Annotated in this window: 16 protein-coding genes and 1 pseudogene; 5 read left to right on the top strand and 12 right to left on the bottom strand. The window is 70.0% G+C overall.

All coding sequences use genetic code 11. The annotated features are described in order from the left end of the window. Position 1 precedes the first annotated feature (1 nt). Genes ACFVT5_RS07830 through ACFVT5_RS07840 form a run of 3 tightly spaced genes read right to left on the bottom strand, consistent with a single transcriptional unit; the run spans position 2 to position 2,852 of the window. A complete protein-coding gene (locus ACFVT5_RS07830; RefSeq protein WP_389882598.1) occupies positions 2-1,084 on the bottom strand; it encodes a PotD/PotF family extracellular solute-binding protein in 1,083 nt (360 codons plus the stop codon). A gap of 50 nt (positions 1,085-1,134) precedes the next feature. Next, positions 1,135-1,953 (bottom strand): ABC transporter permease, encoded by an 819-nt coding sequence (locus ACFVT5_RS07835; RefSeq protein WP_389882600.1) that lies wholly within the window; start codon positions 1,951-1,953, stop codon positions 1,135-1,137. Then, entirely contained in the window at positions 1,950-2,852 is a 903-nt protein-coding gene (locus tag ACFVT5_RS07840; RefSeq protein WP_389882602.1) for an ABC transporter permease, read from the bottom strand. The genes ACFVT5_RS07835 and ACFVT5_RS07840 overlap by 4 nt, the downstream gene beginning before the upstream one ends. Before the next feature lie 285 nt (positions 2,853-3,137). Here ACFVT5_RS07840 and ACFVT5_RS07845 point away from each other — a divergent pair, with 285 nt between their 5' ends. After that, positions 3,138-3,623 (top strand): Lrp/AsnC family transcriptional regulator, encoded by a 486-nt coding sequence (locus ACFVT5_RS07845; protein ID WP_389882604.1) that lies wholly within the window; start codon positions 3,138-3,140, stop codon positions 3,621-3,623. An 87-nt stretch (positions 3,624-3,710) separates the two neighbouring features. Here the strand turns inward: ACFVT5_RS07845 and ACFVT5_RS07850 are convergent, their stop codons facing one another. Next, entirely contained in the window at positions 3,711-4,181 is a 471-nt protein-coding gene (locus ACFVT5_RS07850) for an Lrp/AsnC family transcriptional regulator (RefSeq protein ID WP_389882606.1), read from the bottom strand. A 103-nt stretch (positions 4,182-4,284) separates the two neighbouring features. Between ACFVT5_RS07850 and ACFVT5_RS07855 the strand changes: the two genes are divergently transcribed. Further along, positions 4,285-5,124 (top strand): GPP34 family phosphoprotein, encoded by an 840-nt coding sequence (locus tag ACFVT5_RS07855; RefSeq protein ID WP_389882608.1) that lies wholly within the window; start codon positions 4,285-4,287, stop codon positions 5,122-5,124. A gap of 28 nt (positions 5,125-5,152) precedes the next feature. On the opposite strand, the gene ACFVT5_RS07860 is transcribed toward ACFVT5_RS07855, so the two are convergent. After that, a complete protein-coding gene (locus ACFVT5_RS07860; RefSeq protein WP_389882610.1) occupies positions 5,153-5,977 on the bottom strand; it encodes an N-formylglutamate amidohydrolase in 825 nt (274 codons plus the stop codon). Positions 5,978-6,102: 125 nt separating this feature from the next. On the opposite strand from ACFVT5_RS07860, the gene ACFVT5_RS07865 reads away from it, so the two are divergent. Beyond that, entirely contained in the window at positions 6,103-7,182 is a 1,080-nt protein-coding gene (locus tag ACFVT5_RS07865) for an enoyl-CoA hydratase/isomerase family protein (RefSeq protein ID WP_389882612.1), read from the top strand. A 69-nt stretch (positions 7,183-7,251) separates the two neighbouring features. Here ACFVT5_RS07865 and ACFVT5_RS07870 read toward each other — a convergent pair. Then, positions 7,252-7,446, bottom strand: a pseudogene (locus ACFVT5_RS07870) (MFS transporter); the annotation flags it as partial. Between the two features lie 67 nt (positions 7,447-7,513). On the opposite strand from ACFVT5_RS07870, the gene ACFVT5_RS07875 reads away from it, so the two are divergent. Continuing rightward, positions 7,514-7,984 (top strand): class I SAM-dependent DNA methyltransferase, encoded by a 471-nt coding sequence (locus ACFVT5_RS07875; RefSeq protein WP_389882614.1) that lies wholly within the window; start codon positions 7,514-7,516, stop codon positions 7,982-7,984. Positions 7,985-7,987: 3 nt separating this feature from the next. On the opposite strand, the gene ACFVT5_RS07880 is transcribed toward ACFVT5_RS07875, so the two are convergent. The 6 genes from ACFVT5_RS07880 to ACFVT5_RS07905 form a co-directional block, all read right to left on the bottom strand. Beyond that, complete coding sequence (locus tag ACFVT5_RS07880) at positions 7,988-9,295, bottom strand: alpha-glucosidase/alpha-galactosidase (RefSeq protein ID WP_389882616.1); 1,308 nt, start codon at positions 9,293-9,295, stop codon at positions 7,988-7,990. Next, entirely contained in the window at positions 9,295-10,290 is a 996-nt protein-coding gene (locus ACFVT5_RS07885) for a carbohydrate kinase family protein (protein WP_389882618.1), read from the bottom strand. The genes ACFVT5_RS07880 and ACFVT5_RS07885 overlap by 1 nt, the downstream gene beginning before the upstream one ends. 60 nt (positions 10,291-10,350) lie before the next feature. Beyond that, on the bottom strand, positions 10,351-11,187 hold the full coding sequence (locus ACFVT5_RS07890) for a carbohydrate ABC transporter permease (RefSeq protein WP_389882620.1): 837 nt from the start codon (positions 11,185-11,187) through the stop codon (positions 10,351-10,353). Further along, positions 11,184-12,134 carry a carbohydrate ABC transporter permease gene (locus ACFVT5_RS07895; protein ID WP_389882622.1) on the bottom strand — a complete coding sequence of 317 codons (951 nt, stop codon included), beginning with the start codon at positions 12,132-12,134 and terminating at the stop codon, positions 11,184-11,186. The genes ACFVT5_RS07890 and ACFVT5_RS07895 overlap by 4 nt, the downstream gene beginning before the upstream one ends. A gap of 11 nt (positions 12,135-12,145) precedes the next feature. After that, complete coding sequence (locus ACFVT5_RS07900) at positions 12,146-13,477, bottom strand: ABC transporter substrate-binding protein (RefSeq protein WP_389882624.1); 1,332 nt, start codon at positions 13,475-13,477, stop codon at positions 12,146-12,148. Positions 13,478-13,635: 158 nt separating this feature from the next. Beyond that, positions 13,636-14,541, bottom strand: a complete 906-nt coding sequence (locus ACFVT5_RS07905) for an endo alpha-1,4 polygalactosaminidase (protein ID WP_389882626.1) — start codon at positions 14,539-14,541, stop codon at positions 13,636-13,638. Positions 14,542-14,790: 249 nt separating this feature from the next. Between ACFVT5_RS07905 and ACFVT5_RS07910 the strand changes: the two genes are divergently transcribed. Further along, on the top strand, positions 14,791-15,552 hold the full coding sequence (locus ACFVT5_RS07910; RefSeq protein ID WP_389882628.1) for a DeoR/GlpR family DNA-binding transcription regulator: 762 nt from the start codon (positions 14,791-14,793) through the stop codon (positions 15,550-15,552). Positions 15,553-15,593: the final 41 nt, after the last annotated feature.

Raw genomic sequence — 15,593 nt, forward strand, 5'->3', positions numbered from 1 at the left:
GTCAGGACGCCTTGACCTTCGTCCAGCCCTGCTGGAAGTACTGCATCGCGGGGCCGGGGTCGAGCAGGAAGTCGGCGTTCGCGATGGCCTCGTCCGAGGCGTAGATCGCGGGGTTCTCCAGCGCCTTCTTGTCCTTGATGTGCGCGCGCGCCGCCTGGTTGGTGCTGGCCGACGCACCGTCGTCGGTGGCCTTCGCGGCGACCTCGGGACGCAGCAGGTAGTTGATGAACGCGTACGCCGAGGTGATGTTCTTGGCGCCCTTCGGGATGGCGAGCCCGTCGGTCCAGATCGAGCCACCCTCCTCGGGGATGACGTAGTGCACATTCTTGTTTGACTGCACGACCTTCGCCATCGCGGTGCCGCTCCACGCCTCCGCCGCACACGCCTGCCCGCTGGAGAGCAACTGCGGGTAGTTGGTGGAGTTGTAGCCGGCGAGGATCTTCTTCTGCTTCTGGAGGGCGGAGGTGGCCTGGGCGATCTCGTCCTTGTCGGTGCTGGTGGCCCTGTGCCCGCTGACCTGGAGACCGGCGATGTAGGCGGCCAGCATGTTGTCGAGCATGTACAGCTTGCCCTTGTACTTGCCGTCGAACAGGGTCTTCCAGCTCGTCGCCGACTTGATACAGGTGTCGTTGTACGCGAAGCCGGTGGTGCCCCAGATCCACGGGACGCTGTACTTGTTGCCCTTGTCGTAGGACGGGTCGCGGAACTTGTCGGCCAGGTTGTCCAGGCCCTTGATCTTCGAGTGGTCCAGCGGCTCGATGAGCTTCTGCCCGATGAGCTGCTGCACGGTGTACTGGCTCGGCTCCACCAGGTCGTATCCGGACGCGCCGGAGTTCAGCTTGGCGGACATCGTCTCGTTGCTGTCGAAGGTGTCGACCGTCACCTTGATGCCGGTCTCCTTCTCGAACCCCTTGATCACCGAGTCGGGGATCTCCCCGGCCCAGGCGTAGACATGGAGGTCCTTGCCGCCACCGGAGGAGGCGGCGGTGGTGGAGCCGGAGCCACCGCAGGCGGTGGCGACAACAGCGGTGACAGTGAGCACCGAGGCGGCCCGGAGCGTTCTCGACACGGTGATACGGGACATGGCGGGGCCTTTCAGGGACGTACCGATGGGAGGGACGTGGGGCGGGCGGGTCAGTCGGCGTTGGTGCCGATCAGGACACGGCGCATCTGCCGCAGCCCGGCGCCCAGGATGATCACGAAGGTGAACAGCACCAGCAGGGTGCCCAAGGCGTTGATCTCCGGGGTGAGCCCGGTCTTCAGCAGCGAGTACACGCGCAGCGGCAGGGTCGTGGTGCCGACGCCGCTGGTGAAGGTGGACATCACGATGTTGCCGAAGGAGATCGTGAAGCACAGCAGCCAGGACGCCAGCAGGGCCTGCTTCAGCAACGGCACGGTGATCAGCCGGAACCGGTGCCAGGCACCGCAGCCGAGGTCGGTGGCGGCCTCGTCGAGCGCGGGGTCCAGGGCGCGGTGCGCGCCGAGCACGATCAGCGCCGCATAGGGCAGGGTCACCACCAGGTGGCCGAGGACCAGTGTGGTCAGGCCCAGCGTCGCCTTGAGGGTCCCGAACACCGACAGCAGGGCCACCCCGAGCACGATCTCCGGGATCACCAGGGGCAGGAACAGACTCCCGGAGAACACCGCCCGTCCGCGCCGCCCGAGCCGGGCCATCCCCATCGCGGCGAACAGCCCACCGGCGGTGGCCAGCGTCGCCGAGATGATCCCCGCCTCGGCACTCACCCGCAGCGCCGACAGCAGATCGGTGTCCCGGGCGAGCACCCCGTACCAGCGGGTGCTGAACCCGGCCCACTTGTAGGTCACGTCGGAGTCGTTGAACGACAGGACCACGACGACCACGATCGGGATGTACAGGAAGACGATGACGCCCCTGGCCAGCCAGGCCGTGACGGTGTCGGGCAGTCGCCCGGTGAGCCGGGTACGGCCGCTCATGACGTCTTCCTCCTCAGTCGGCGGGCCGAGCTGCCCAGGACGGCCACCGACGCGATCATCAGCACGAGCAGCACGACGGAGGCCGCCGCGCCCATGGGCTGATTGCGGAACTCGGTGTAGAGCGTGACGATCAGGTTGCCGACCAGCTGGTTCTTGCCGCCGCCCAGCAGGACCGGGATCACGAACACGCCCAGCGTGGGGATGAAGGTGAGCAGCGCGGCGGCCAGCAGACCGGGCCGCACCAGCGGCAGCAGCACCTTGGTGTGCACCCGCCACCAACCGCACCCCAGGTCCCGCGCCGCCTCCCCGAGCGAGGGATCCACGCCACGCAGCGTCGCGTAGATCGGGAAGATGGCGGTGGGCAGGAAGGCGTAGACGAGGCCCACGAAGGAGGCGCCCTGACTCGGGATCCACTGGGTCGGCCCGGAGGTCAGCCCCACGGCGTCGGAGAGCGCGTTGACCGGGCCACCCGGACTGAGCAGATTGATCCAGGCGAAGGTGCGCACCAGGAAGTCGGTCCAGAACGGCACGATGATCAACAGCAGCAGGAGCCCCTGCCGCCGGGGCGGCCGGCCCGCCAGGTAGTACGAGACCACATAGCCGAGCGCCAGACAGACGACCGTGTTCAGCGCCGCCATGCCGAGGCTGTAGCCGAAGACCTTCAGATAGACCGGGTCGAACAGGTCGTTGTAGTTGGCGAGGGTGTAACCGCCCTGGATGCCGCCGTAGGCGTCCGGCAGCGCGAAGCTGTTGCGCACCACCAGGACCAGCGGCACGAGCACCAGTGCCACGACGGTGAGGCCGGCCGGGGCGAGGAGCGCGAAGGTGATCGCACGCTCCCGCAGTCGGCCTGCGCGCGCCGGGGTCTTCGGCGGCGCGGGGGCGGAAGTCGCCGGCACGGCGGTGACGGTCACCCGGGCCCCCGGACGGCGGAAGATGGTGCTGCCTGCATGCGCTGAGCCTCCTCCGGAAACGGTCGCGCACGTCCGGATGATCGTCCGGTCGTGCCGTGAGGCATAGCTTCCGCCGAGGAGGTGGTCCGTGAATAGGGCGGTTGGCATCGAATCCAGTGGAAACGTGGACTGAATTCCACGGATCTCGCAATGGTTCCGAAATGGCACGGGGTGCAGACGGACGGCGGACGCGGGGTGAAGATGGACGGAAGAACGAACGGAGGTGCCGGTGTGATCGACGACCTGGACCGGAAGATCATCGACCAGTTGCGCGTCGACGGACGGAGGTCCTTCGGCGAGATCGGGCGCTCCATCGGCCTGTCCGAGGCTTCGGTGCGGTCCCGTTTCCAGCGGTTGCAGCGCCGGGGCGCGATCCAGGTGGTGGGCATGACGGACGCCGTACGCCTGGGCGAGATGGAGGTGCACCTGGCGGTACGCGTGCAGCACATCCCCGTGGCCCTGGCCGCCAGGGAACTGTCCCGCATGCCCGAGGTCCGGTACGTGGCGTCCTGCGTGGGTCCCTACGACCTGATCGTGGATGTGCGGTGCCGGGATCTTGAGCACCTGTCCGAGCTGCTCACCGAGCGGGTACGGCGGGTGAACGGTGTGGCCCACGCGGAGGCGCTGACCGTGCTGGAGGTGGTGAAGGACAGCTATCTCTGGGCGGGGTTCCGGGAGGTGCCGGCCTCACCGGACGAGCGCATCCTGCCGACGTGAGGTGAGGGGCGGTCGGTGGCCCGCGACCGTCGATGGCTGGTGGCTGGTGGCTGGTGGCTGGTGGCGCACGGCCGCTCGTGCGTCGGTTCAGCGGTCGGTCACGGCCTGGCCCACGGCGTTGTTCAGACCGTTCCAGGAGTAGTCCTTGAACAGCTCCAGGAGCAGCAGCACCTGCACCCGGGACACCCCGGGCAACATACGGATCTCGTCGAGCAGTTGCACGAGCTGGGCCTGATCGCGGCAGGTGCCTTCCAGGAAGATGTCCTGACTGCCCGCGCAGAGCGCCACATGGTTGATCATGGGCATGCCCGCGAGGCTCTTGGCGACCGCGCGCGGGGTGAGGTCGCGGACCCTGATCATCAGCCGTACCGACTGGTGGCCGAGCGTGAGCGGGTTGCACAGGGCGACGATCCGCAGCGCGCCGCTGTCCTGGAGACGCGACACCCGCTGGCGCACCGTCGCCTCCGAGACCCCCAGCTCACGGGCGAGCGCCGTGTAGGGCGTACGGCCGTCACGGGTGAGGGTCTGCATGATGCTGCGGTCCAGCTCATCGATCAACGAAGGCACCTCCTTCCCCGACCGTACGTGATGACCGGCGGGAACCTCACGGCGCCGGTGGGAGGGCTGCCCTCTGCGGGCGGCCGGGCCTACTGTGGCCCCTATGACCACGGGGGACGAACTGCTCCTGCTCGCGATAGTTCCGGGCAGGCGACGCATACGGCTACGGGCGGGGGACCGGCTCCGGTTCGCTCTGCGCGCCGCGGAGTTGGCGGATCTGGGGAAGGCCGGGCGGATCGCTGTCGGCTCCCGGCGGATCGAGGTGCTGGACGCCCGGCACGTCGGGGACCGCCGGCTGAAAAATGTGCTGCGCGCTCTGGGCGCCGCCGATTCCCCGCCCGGCCTCAGGGACTGGCTGCGCCGGACACCGCGCTCCCTGACCGTCGAGTACCTGTCCCGGCTCGAAGACCAGAAGATCGTCCGGGTCCGCAGACGGCGCGACGCCGGCGGCCGTACCCGCCACGACATACTCTCCGTCGACCTGCCACGTCGCCGGGCCCTGCTGGACCGTCTCGACAGCGTGGTCTCCCCGGACACGGCGACGCCCACCGCCGACTCGGACTCCGCGACCTCCCCCGCCGACCGCGACCTGACCCTCACCGCCCTCGCCCAGGTCGCGGACCTCGGCCGCGCGGTCTACCCAGGACTACGGGGCATCAGCAACCGCCGCCGTATGGCCGCCCTCACCGCCACCATCGGCTCGGCCCCCGCCACCATCGGCGCGTCCCCGGCGGCCGACGAGGAACTCGCCGCCGCACTGACCACCGGCGCCGACGTCCTCACCCATCGACTCCTGAACGAACTCAGCGACCTCTACGCCGACGTCACCACCGGCGGCCACGGCCTCAGCCACGACCTGGACCCGGGTGGTTGGTCCGGGCCAGGCGGAGGCGGCGGCCACGGTCACCACGGCGGAGGTCACGGGGACAGCGGCCACGGCTGAGGCTTCACGGCACTACGGGTTCAAGGGGCTAAGGGACGGACACGGTGTCGATCAGTTCCGTCAGGGCGGTGGCCAGGCGGTCGAGCCCGGCGCCGGACGGGCCGCCGGGCTCCGTCATATAGCCGTCCCGGCGGATCTCGATCATCAGCGCGCTCACCCGGGCGTCCCTGCCGTAGAACTCCAGCGGGACATACGTACTGGCGAACGGGCTGTCGATCCCCGTGCCGCCGAACCCCGCGAACACCGTGCGCGCCGCCGTGAGCAGACCGGGCGGGGTGTGGAAGGTGTCGGTGCCCAGGCAGACCGGGGGGCGGGGGCCGTCGCCGTGCAGTTCATAGGGGAGTGGCCGGGTCGGATACGAGTGCACGTCCACGACGACGGCGCGGCCCGTCGCCGCCAGCCGGTCGGCGACCGCCTCGGTCATCGCCCGCGCGTACGGGGTGAAGTACCGGTCGATCAGCGGCGCCGGGTCCGTGCCGTCCGGGCGGAGGTGTGCGCGGTGCGTGGTGCGGGTGTAGACGGCGCCCATGCCGACGGCGAGCATCTCCTCGCGCTCGTCGGGGAACCGTTCGGGGTCGATCACCAGACGGGACAGGGCGTTGACGAAGCGCCACGGGGTGACCGACGCGGAGTGTGCCGCCGACGCGGCCAGTTCGGCGGTGTGCGCGTCGGTGATGTGGTCGAGTTCGCTGCCCAGAGCGTCGTCGTCCAGCACGATGCCCGCGCGCACCGGGGCCGGGATCATCCGCGAGGAGTGCGGCACGTGAAGGATCACGGGCGACCGCGGGTCACCCGGCAGCAGCCGGAACGACGGCTCGGACGGGGGCGGAAAGGCATCGGACGGCTCGTTCACGGGCGGTTCGTTTCCTTCGCGTGGGACTGATCGGTCGCGACTGACATCGAGAGGCATACCGCAAGGAAGGCTTACCGTAAGGGCTGACGGAACTGTCGTCGACGAGCGATCGAGGGAGACCGTTCATGGCCCTCACGGTGCGGCAGACGGCGGATCTGCGGTGGGTACGCGCGGACGAATGGCTCCGGGCGGACGCCGACGGTGGCTCCGCCGCGTACCGGCCGACCGTTGTGGACCTGGACACCGTCACCGACGCGTCCGCGACCGACGTGGCCCACGCGGCGGCCGTTCTCGGCGCCCGCGCCGGTGTCGCCGTCGGAGTCACCCGCGCCCCGGCCCGCGTACCGCCACGCCTGCTCGACGCGCTGACGCTGACCCTCGCGCCGAGCGACCCCGCAGGAAGGCCCGTCGACCGGCGGATCGTCGCGTCCGACGACGTTGACTCTGCACTCGCCCGCATCGAGTCCGCCGTCCTGGGCAACCCGCACGCCAGCACCGTGCTGGACCAAGTGCTGCGTACGGGTGCGGGGTTGCCCGTGCCGGACGGGCTGCGGGTGGAGTCGTTCGCGTACTCGACGCTGCTCGGAGGGCCCGAGTTCGCCGAGTGGCTCGACGGGCGCGGGCCGAAGTCCGTGGCCGCACCCCGCGACGACCTCGTGTTGGTCGAGCGGTCCGGTGACACGCTGCGGATCACGCTCGACCATCCCGCGCGGCGCAACGCGTTCTCCGCCGCGCTGCGGGACGCGCTGGTAGACGCGCTCGACCTGGCCGCCGCCGACCACAGTCTGCGCCGGGTCGAACTTTGGGGCAACGGGCCCGCGTTCTGTAGTGGGGGAGACCTGGCGGAGTTCGGCACGGCGACCGATCCCGTACGCGCGCATCTCGTACGGACCGGCCGCAGCGCCGCCGCCCGGCTCGCGGAACTCTCGGCCCGGGTCCATGTCCTGCTGCACGGGCCCTGTGTCGGCGCGGGTATCGAACTGCCGTCGTTCGCCGCGCATGTCGTGGCGGCTCCTGATACCCGGATCCGGCTGCCGGAGATCCGGATGGGCCTGATCCCGGGCGCCGGCGGGACCGTTGGTATCGCCCGCAGGATCGGTCGCTGGCGTACCGCGTATCTGGCGCTCACGGGTATCGCGATCGGTGCCCAACTCGCCCTGGAATGGGGGCTGGTGGACGAGATCCGGGCCGCAGAGGGGTCTTGAGCTGTTCGGTACTTGTGTGGCTCGCGACTTACCGCGGCCCGCGCTCTCCCCTGCGATGTCCGCGTCGCGTCAACTGCTCTGTGCTGGGAAGCCGTGTGCGCGAGCGGTGACCACGATGCCGCCGATGATTCCTCCGCCCGCCATGGCCACGTTCCACAGGGTCACGAGCGCGGCCTGCGCGGCGTCGGCCGATTCGCCTCCGGCGTCGGCGACAGCGGTTTGCAGGAGGCTCGGCACACCGCCCCAGCCGAGGCCCCAGAGCAGCAAGAGGTCCGCACCTACAACAACACAGCGCACGGCTGACGAGTGTTTCCGGGATCCACGGCTCGCCGTGATCTATGACCCGCTCGATCCCGACCGTCGTGATCTCGACGCGTATGTCCGTATGGCGGAGGAGTTCGGGGCGCGTCGGGTGGTGGACGTCGGGTGCGGGACCGGTGTGTTCGCGCTGCTGCTCGCCGAGCGTGGGATCGACGTCGTCGGTGTCGACCCCTCCGGGGCCTCCCTCGACGTGGCCTGTGCCAAGCCGGGCGGTGAGCCGGTGCGTTGGATCCACGGTGACGCGACAGGGCTCCCGGCGTTGCGGGTCGATCTCGCCACGATGACGGCGAACGCCGCGCAGGAGGTCATCGACCCTCAGGTGTGGCGGGCGACCCTGCGCGGCGTCCACGAAGCCCTGCGGCCCGGCGGGCATTTCGTCTTCGAGACCCGGGATGTGGTCGAGGACGTGCGCGACGCTCCCGACCGCCTCGGCCTTGAGTTCGTTTTCCTCGCCCGCCGACCGGGGAGCGGCGGGGTCTGACGGTCAGGTGCCGAGTACCGCTCGTAGCGAGGGCTGAAGCGCGTCCCCGTGCGCGCGGACCATGTCGTCGCACAGGCTCCAGATCTGCTCCACCGGGAGGGCCGCCGCCGTGGCGGGATCGGTCATCGCGGCGTGCCGGATGTGCCGGGGCTCGTCCTCCAGGGCGGCCCTGACCACCAGGTCGTTCATGCTCAGATAGGTCCGGTTGAGCGCCGCCAACTGTGGGGGGAGTTCGCCCGCGCGGGTGGGCTGCACCCCCGACCCGTCGACCAGGCACGGCACTTCGACCGTGCCACTCGCCGGCAGGTTCGTGATCAGACCGTGGTTCGGGACGTTCCCGTAGACGGTCCGGGGTGTGCCGGTGGTGACGCTGTGGATGATCTGCGGCGCGTACTCCATGGTCCCCTCGACGGGCAGCGGCACCCCGTCGGCGAGCGCCGCACGCGTCTTCTCGTACGCGGCGATGTTCTCGTCGACGATGCCGAGGTACGCCCCGACGGGCAGCCGCAGCCGTTCGATCTCCTCGGCGTGGTGCAGATACCAGGGGACGTACTCGGCGGAGTGCTCGCTGGTCTCGGTGGGGTAGTGGCCGAGGCGCCGGTACATGTCGACGCGGACGCGGCGCCGTAGCTGCGGGTCCTCGGCGATGAGGGCGTCCAGACGCGGGTAGAGGTCCTGGCCCTCGTGCTCGAAACGCAGCACCCACGCCTGGTGGTTGACCCCGGCTGCCCGGTAAGTGATCTCCTCGTACGGCACGTTCAGCAGTGCGGAGAGGTCCCGCATCGTCCAGTACACCGAGTGGCACAGGCCCACCACGCGGGTCAGCCCGGTCGCCTGCGTGAGGTACTGGACGTTCATCGCCATCGGGTTGGTGTAGTTGAGCAGCCACGCGTCGGGGCACACGGCCGCGATGTCCTCGCCCAGCGCCCTCAGTACCGGGAAGGTGCGCAGCGCGCGGAAGATGCCGCCGATGCCGAGGGTGTCGCCGATGGTCTGCCGTATCCCGTAGCGCGCGGGCACGTCGAAGTCGGTGCGGGTGGCGTCCCGCATTCCGACCTGGATGATGTTGATGACGAAGTCGGCGCCGTCGAGTGCCGCGCGGCGTTCGGCGTGCGCGGTGATCAGGGGGGACGCCCCGAGGTGGTCCGCGATGTGCCGCGCCGCTCCTTCGGCGGTGGCGAGCCGGTCCGCGTCGATGTCGTGCAACGCGATGTGTACGTCGCGGAGTTCGTCGAAGGCGAAGAGGTCGGCGAGCAGGCCCTGTGTGAACACGACGCTTCCGGCGCCGATGAACGCGATCTTGGTGGTCATCACTGGTTCTTTCCGTTGCGGGTGGTGGCGGCGAGTGCCTCGTCCCAGGTGGGCTGGGCGCTCGTGCCGCCGTGGGCCCTGGTGGACAGCGCGCCGCACGCGGCGGCGAAGGCGAGGGCGTCGCCCGGGGCGAGACCGGCCAGGGTCGCGGCGACGAAACCGGCGTCGAAGCTGTCACCGGCGCCGACGGTGTCCCGTGGCTCCACGGGAACGGGCGCGGCCCGCAGCAGGCTCCGCCCGTCATGGCTCAGCGCGCCGTCGGCGCCGGTCTTGACCACGACGAGCGGACCCGAGGCGGCCAACTCCCTTGCCGCCGCGACGACATCGGCTTCCGAGACGTCGTCGGACGGGCCGTCCGTGACACCGGACAGAGCCAGTGCCTCCCGGGCGTTCGGCAGCAGGATGTCGGTCACGGCGAGCAGTTCGGTGAGCCCGGCGGAACGCCACCGCCCTGCCGGGTCGTCGTTCGTGTCGAGCGAGGTGGTCGCGCCATGGACCCGGGCGGTACGGAACAGCGCGGGCAGCGCGTCCGCCAGCTTCGGCATCAGGAAGTACGAGGCCGCGTGCACATGGCGGCTGCCGGTCAGCAGTACGTCCGGTACGTCGTCGGCGTTGGTGTCGGCGAGTGTGCCGGGCGCGGTGAGGATCGCCCGGTCCGCGCCGCGCGTCACCACCGTGGTGAGCGGGCTCGGCAGCGCGGGGTCCAGGCGCAGGGCCGTCGTGTCCACACCCCGCGCGGACAGCGCGTCCCGGACGAAACGGCCCGCGTCGTCGTCCCCGACCCGCCCCGCGAACGCCACCCGCAGCCCGAGCCGTGCGGCACCGCACGCCATGATCGCGGCCGAACCGCCCAGCGTGAGCAGCCCGGTGGCGACCAACTGCTCCCGCTGGCCGAAGGCGAGCGGGGCGTCCAGCGGACCGACGACGACATCCGGATTGGCGTCGCCGACGACGAGCAGGTCGAAGTCGAAGGAGTCGGGCGAGGAGTACGGCATCGGGCACGCTTCCTGTGGTGGTGAGGGTGGGGAACCGGCCCCGGAGGCAGTGGTGGCGGCTCAGCCCTTGAGCCCGCTGGACGTGATCGACTGGATGAACGACTTCTGGGCACCGAGGAAGGCGAGCAGCACCGGAAGCACGGTGATCACATTGCCCGCCATCACCGCCGACCACTTGGTGTGATGCTGCCCCTGAAAGGTCGTCAGGCCGAGTTGCAAGGTGTACTGGGTGTCGTGGTTGATGGCGATGAGCGGCCAGGTCAGATCGTTCCAGGTGGTGAGGAACGTCAGCACGGCCACCGTGGCGAGCGCGGGCCGCGACAGCGGCAGGACGACCAGGAACAGCACCCGCAGCCGCGAACACCCGTCGATCCAGGCCGCCTCCTCCAACTCCCTTGGCAGGGACAGGAAGAACTGCCGCAGCAGGAACACCGCGAAGGGCGTGACCAGCGACGGCACGATCAGCGCGCCGAGCGTGTCGATGAGACCGAGCCGCTTCATCACCAGGAACGTCGGGATCATCGTCAACTGGAACGGGATCGCCATCGTCGCCAGCATCAGCCCGAGCACCACCCGTGACCCGCCGAACCGCATCCGTGCGAACGCGTACCCGCCGAGCGCCCCGAACACCAGATTGGACACCACGGCGACCAGGGACACGATCAGCGAGTTGGCGAACCAGCGCGGGAACATCGCGTTGCCCAGCACATACCGGTAGCCGCCGAGGTCGAGACGCGAGGGCCACAGCGCGGGCGGGAACCGGTTGATCTCGGCATTGCTCATCACCGAACTCACCAGGAGCCACAGCAGTGGCACCGCGAACAGCAGCGCGAGCGGCGCCAGCAGCAGATGCCACCCGCTGAACGGCAACCGTGGCCGGGGAGATGTCGCGGTCATCGTGCCGCTCCTTCCGGACGGCGGTGTTCGAGGCGCCGGGCACCCCGTACGACCGCGGCGATCACGAGGAGGGCCACCGCGAGCGCGTACGCCGCCGCCGCGCCGTACCCCGCGGTGAAGTTCTTGAACGCCTGCTCCCAGATGAAGTAGACGATCACGGTGGTCGAACCGAGCGGCCCGCCCTTGCTGGTGACGTACACGAGGTCGAAGACCTGAAGGGAGTTGATGGTCTGCCACAGCAGCAGGAACACACTGACCGGCATGATCGTCGGCAGGGTGACATGCCGCAGCAGATGCCACCGCCCCGCGCCGTCCAGCCGCGCCGCCTCGATCAGCGACGCCGGTACGTCCTGGAGTGCCGCGAGATACACCACGACGCAGAACCCGGTGCCGCTCCACAGCGAGATCGCCACCAGCACGAACAGTGCCTGCCCGGGATCGGTGAGGAAGCCCTGCGGGGAGAGGCCGAGCGCGTGCAGCACCGAGTTGGCGGCGCCGAACTCCGGATCCAGGATGAACGAGAACAGCACGCCCTGCGCGGTCGCCGAGATCACGAACGGTACGAAGAACAGCGTCCGGTACAGGCCGACCAGCCGGATGCGCCGGTTCAGCGCCAGCGCCAGGGCAAGGCCCAGTACGAGGCTGAGCGGCACGTACAGCGCCGTGTACAGCAGGGTGTTGCGGACCGCCTGGCTGAAGTGCGGGTCCTGCGCGAGCGCACGGTAGTTGTCGACGCCGACCCAGCGGCCCGGCGTGACCAAATCGTCGGCGCGGAAGGAGAGGAGCAGCGACCAGGCGACGGGCAGCACGCCCAGGCCGAGGATGATCACGACCGATGGCGACAGGAACGCCCAGGCGGTCGCCGACTCACGGCGCCGGCGGGAGCGCCGGGTACGCGGCCGGTGGCCGGTGTCGGCGATGGTGAGCGGGGTGGGCAGACGGGGCATGGGACAGCTCCTCAACGCGGTATGAGCAGAGCGGCGTTGGCCTCGTCGGCGCAGTCGCGCAGCGCGTCGGCCGGTGACTTCCGGCCGAGCAGCACGGCCGTGACGGCCTGTCCGAGCGCCTGGGAGATCTGTGGATAGGCGGGGTGCGCGGGCCGCACCCGCGCCGACTCCAGGGCCTTCGTGAACACCGAGAGACCCTCGGTCCGCGTGCTCTGCTCCCGCCACTCGGGCAGCCGCTGAGTGGACCGGCTGAGCGGCAGGCTGCCCGCCTCGATGTCCCAGCGGACGTCCTGCGCGGGCTGCCGCAGCCAGGTCAGGAACGTCCGCGCGGCACGGACGCGCGCCTCGCCGTTGTCGAACACGGTCCAGGTGTCCGGACCGGAGATCGTCAGCGGCCGGCCGCTGTAGCTGGGTAGCGGCACCACGTGGTAGTCGATCTTCGCCTGGGCGATGTCGGGCAACTGCCACGGTCCGGTGACGACCATGCCCATCCGGCCCGACACGAAGACCTGGTACATCTGCTCGCTGCCGGGTTTCGGATCGACGTACACACTCTTGTCCCGCACGAGTTGCGCGACGGTCTCCAGGGCCCGTACGCCGGTGTCCTCGAAGCCGATGCTCCGGCCGTCGTCCGCGATCACCTCGCCGCCGAGGTCCCAGATCATCGGCCACAGCCGCCACACGGTGTCCTCGTCACCGACCCCCGGCCACCCCGTCCCGAAGACACCCCGGCCGCTCCCGGTGAGCCGCTTCGCCGTCTCGGTGAAGTCCTGCCAGGTCCAGCCCGCCTCGGGCAGCGGTACCCCGGCGGCACGGAACAGCTTCTTGTCGCACACCACGGCGAGCGAATCCATAAGCGCGGGCGCCGCGCGCACGCGCCCGTTGACCGTGACGGCCTGTCGCGCCGGAGCCCAGTAGTCGGTCCACGGCGTGGGACCGGAGCGTACCGAGTCGGTGAGGTCGACGACCTGGGGGCTGCGGGCGACACTCGCGAGGTCCGAACCGAAGACATAGGCGATGTCCGGGTACGAGCCCGAGGCCAGCGCCGCCGTCACCTTCTGGAGCATCGCGTCCGCGAGGACACCGCCGCCGGGATCGACGCGGATGTCGGGATGGGTGCGGTTGAACTCGGTCACCAGGCGCTGGATCGCGGCCCGTCCGGTGTCGGTCTGGCCGTGCCACAGCTCGACCGTGACCCGTCCGTCGGCGCCGACCCCGTCACTCGCGCCCCCGCCGCACCCGGCGAGCACGGAGGCCGCCGCCGCGCCGGACAGCAGACCCGCACCCCGGCGCAGTACGGCACGGCGCGAGGGAACGCCGGACATGCGACGACCGACAGCCATCGGAACCTCCAGGAGAACAGGGGAAACACGCAAGGGGACTCGATATGACGGAAGACGTGGGGGCACGGCTTGAGCGGAGAAGCGCGCGGGCTCCGATGTGCCGGGCCGGGCAGGTACGACCCGTGCCGACCCGGCACACCGGACGGATTCCGCGACGGTCAGCAGGTCCGCCGCACGTACCCGGCGCTGCCGGCCGGCGAGACGTCCAGATCCCGCTGTACGACGCTCAGGCGGTCACCCCACCCGGAGCAGGCCGCGGCCAGCCCTTTGTTCGTGTACTCGATCACCACGACGTGATCCCCGTACGCCGCCGTGTACATGTCGCACTCGTCCCAGGTCCCGCACTCCTCGGCGACGGCGAAGTCGAGCCCGGTCTGCGCGTGCGCACCGGCGAGTTCGGCGGCGTTCTTCTGGGCGATCGCCAGGCCCTTGTCGTGGGCGCGAGCGGACAGCAGCGTGATGTACGACTTGGCCTGGGCCTTGGTGAGCAGCCCCTTGGACCGGTCGTAGCTGTCGTAGTTGTCGGGCTCCACGGCCTGGAAGCCCTTGGCCGCGCAGGAGTCGATCCAGCCGCCCACCTTGGCGGCGACGCGCTGCCGCTTGTCGGCGGTGCGCAGGTCGAGCAGGGCCTCGCCCCAGTCGCCGTCGTAGACGACCTTGCCCTTGGCGTCCCGGAGCAGCAGGTCGGCGTCCCAGTCGGCCTCGGCGCCGGGCTGTGCCTGGAAGGCGTTGACGTAGCAGATGTTGTACAGACCGGCCGCCGGTGACGCCTCGTGGTCCCGGCTGACCACCTTCACTCCGGACGGCGGGGTGTAGGCCCCGCCGATCTGGTAGTCGAACCCGGCGTGCACCGGGGGAAGGGATACGGAGGCCGTTCCGGAGGCGGAGGCCCCATCGGACGTGGGGGACGTGGGGGTCGTGCTGGACGTGGGGGATGCGCCGGACGTGGAGGATGCGGGTGACGCCCCCGCGAGTGTCGACGCGAGCAGCAGGGCCGTGGTGGCCGCAGCTGCCGACGCCAGGGAGGCGGAACATCGACGAGATCGGGCACGATTGATGCTCATCAGCGAGCTCCAGAAGGTGGGAGGGTACGTCCCCGCCTCGGACGCTGACAGCGATCCTGGCGACTTTGTCCGGGCTTGCGGCATATCTACCGCGTACCGGCTGGGCGCACCTCTGGCACCGGCTGCTCAACTCCGGCGCTGCCGGGAGTCAATCGCTCACGATTCGGCCTGTCAAGCGTTCGGTCCTGCGCATTGCGTGCTCATACGCGCACCTCGGCACCGTGTGACCTGCGGGCTATGCTCCGTCGCATGCTGAGAACCGAGCGTCACGCGCGGATACTTGAGCAGGTCTCCGCGAAGAACAGCGTCGACGTCAATGAACTGGCGCGGCTCCTCGATGTCTCCGGAGCCACCATCCGGCGCGATCTGCGGGACCTGAGCCGGCGCAATCTGCTGCGCCGCACGCACGGCGGCGCGGCGGTCGGCAGCATCGGTCTGGAGGCGCCGCTGCAACACCGCACCGAGCGCTGCCGCCCGGAGAAGCAGGCCATCGCCAGGGCCGCCGCCGCGCTGGTGCCCGAGGGCGCGGTCGTCGGCATGACCGGCGGCAGCACGGTGACCGAGGTGGCCCGGCTGCTCGCGGACCGGGGAACCGTCACGATCGTCACCAACGCCGTGAACATCGCGGCGGAACTGGTGCTGCACAAGGACGTCACGCTCGTCGTCATCGGCGGTCACGCGCGTGCGACCAGCTATGAACTGGTCGGTCCCATCGCCGAGAAGACGCTCGCCGACCACCACATCGACATCACCTTCCTCGGCGTCGACGGCATCAGTGCGGATCACGGCTGTACGACCCACGATCAGCTCGAAGCGGCCACGGACCGGGCCTTCGCCGACGCCAGCAGCCGGACCGTCGTGGTCGCCGACCACTCGAAGATCGGCCGGAGCACCTTCGCCAAGATCTGCCCGCTGTCACGTGTCCACCACCTGATCACGGACGCGAGCGCACCCGAGGTGGAACTCGCGCGCATCCGCACGAGTGGCGTCCCCGTGATCACCGCCGAGTAGACCGACCTGCGTGTCTCCCCTTAATTGAAAAGGTTCAATCG

The organism is Streptomyces sp. NPDC058001, from assembly GCF_042886315.1.
Taxonomy (GTDB): domain Bacteria; phylum Actinomycetota; class Actinomycetes; order Streptomycetales; family Streptomycetaceae; genus Streptomyces.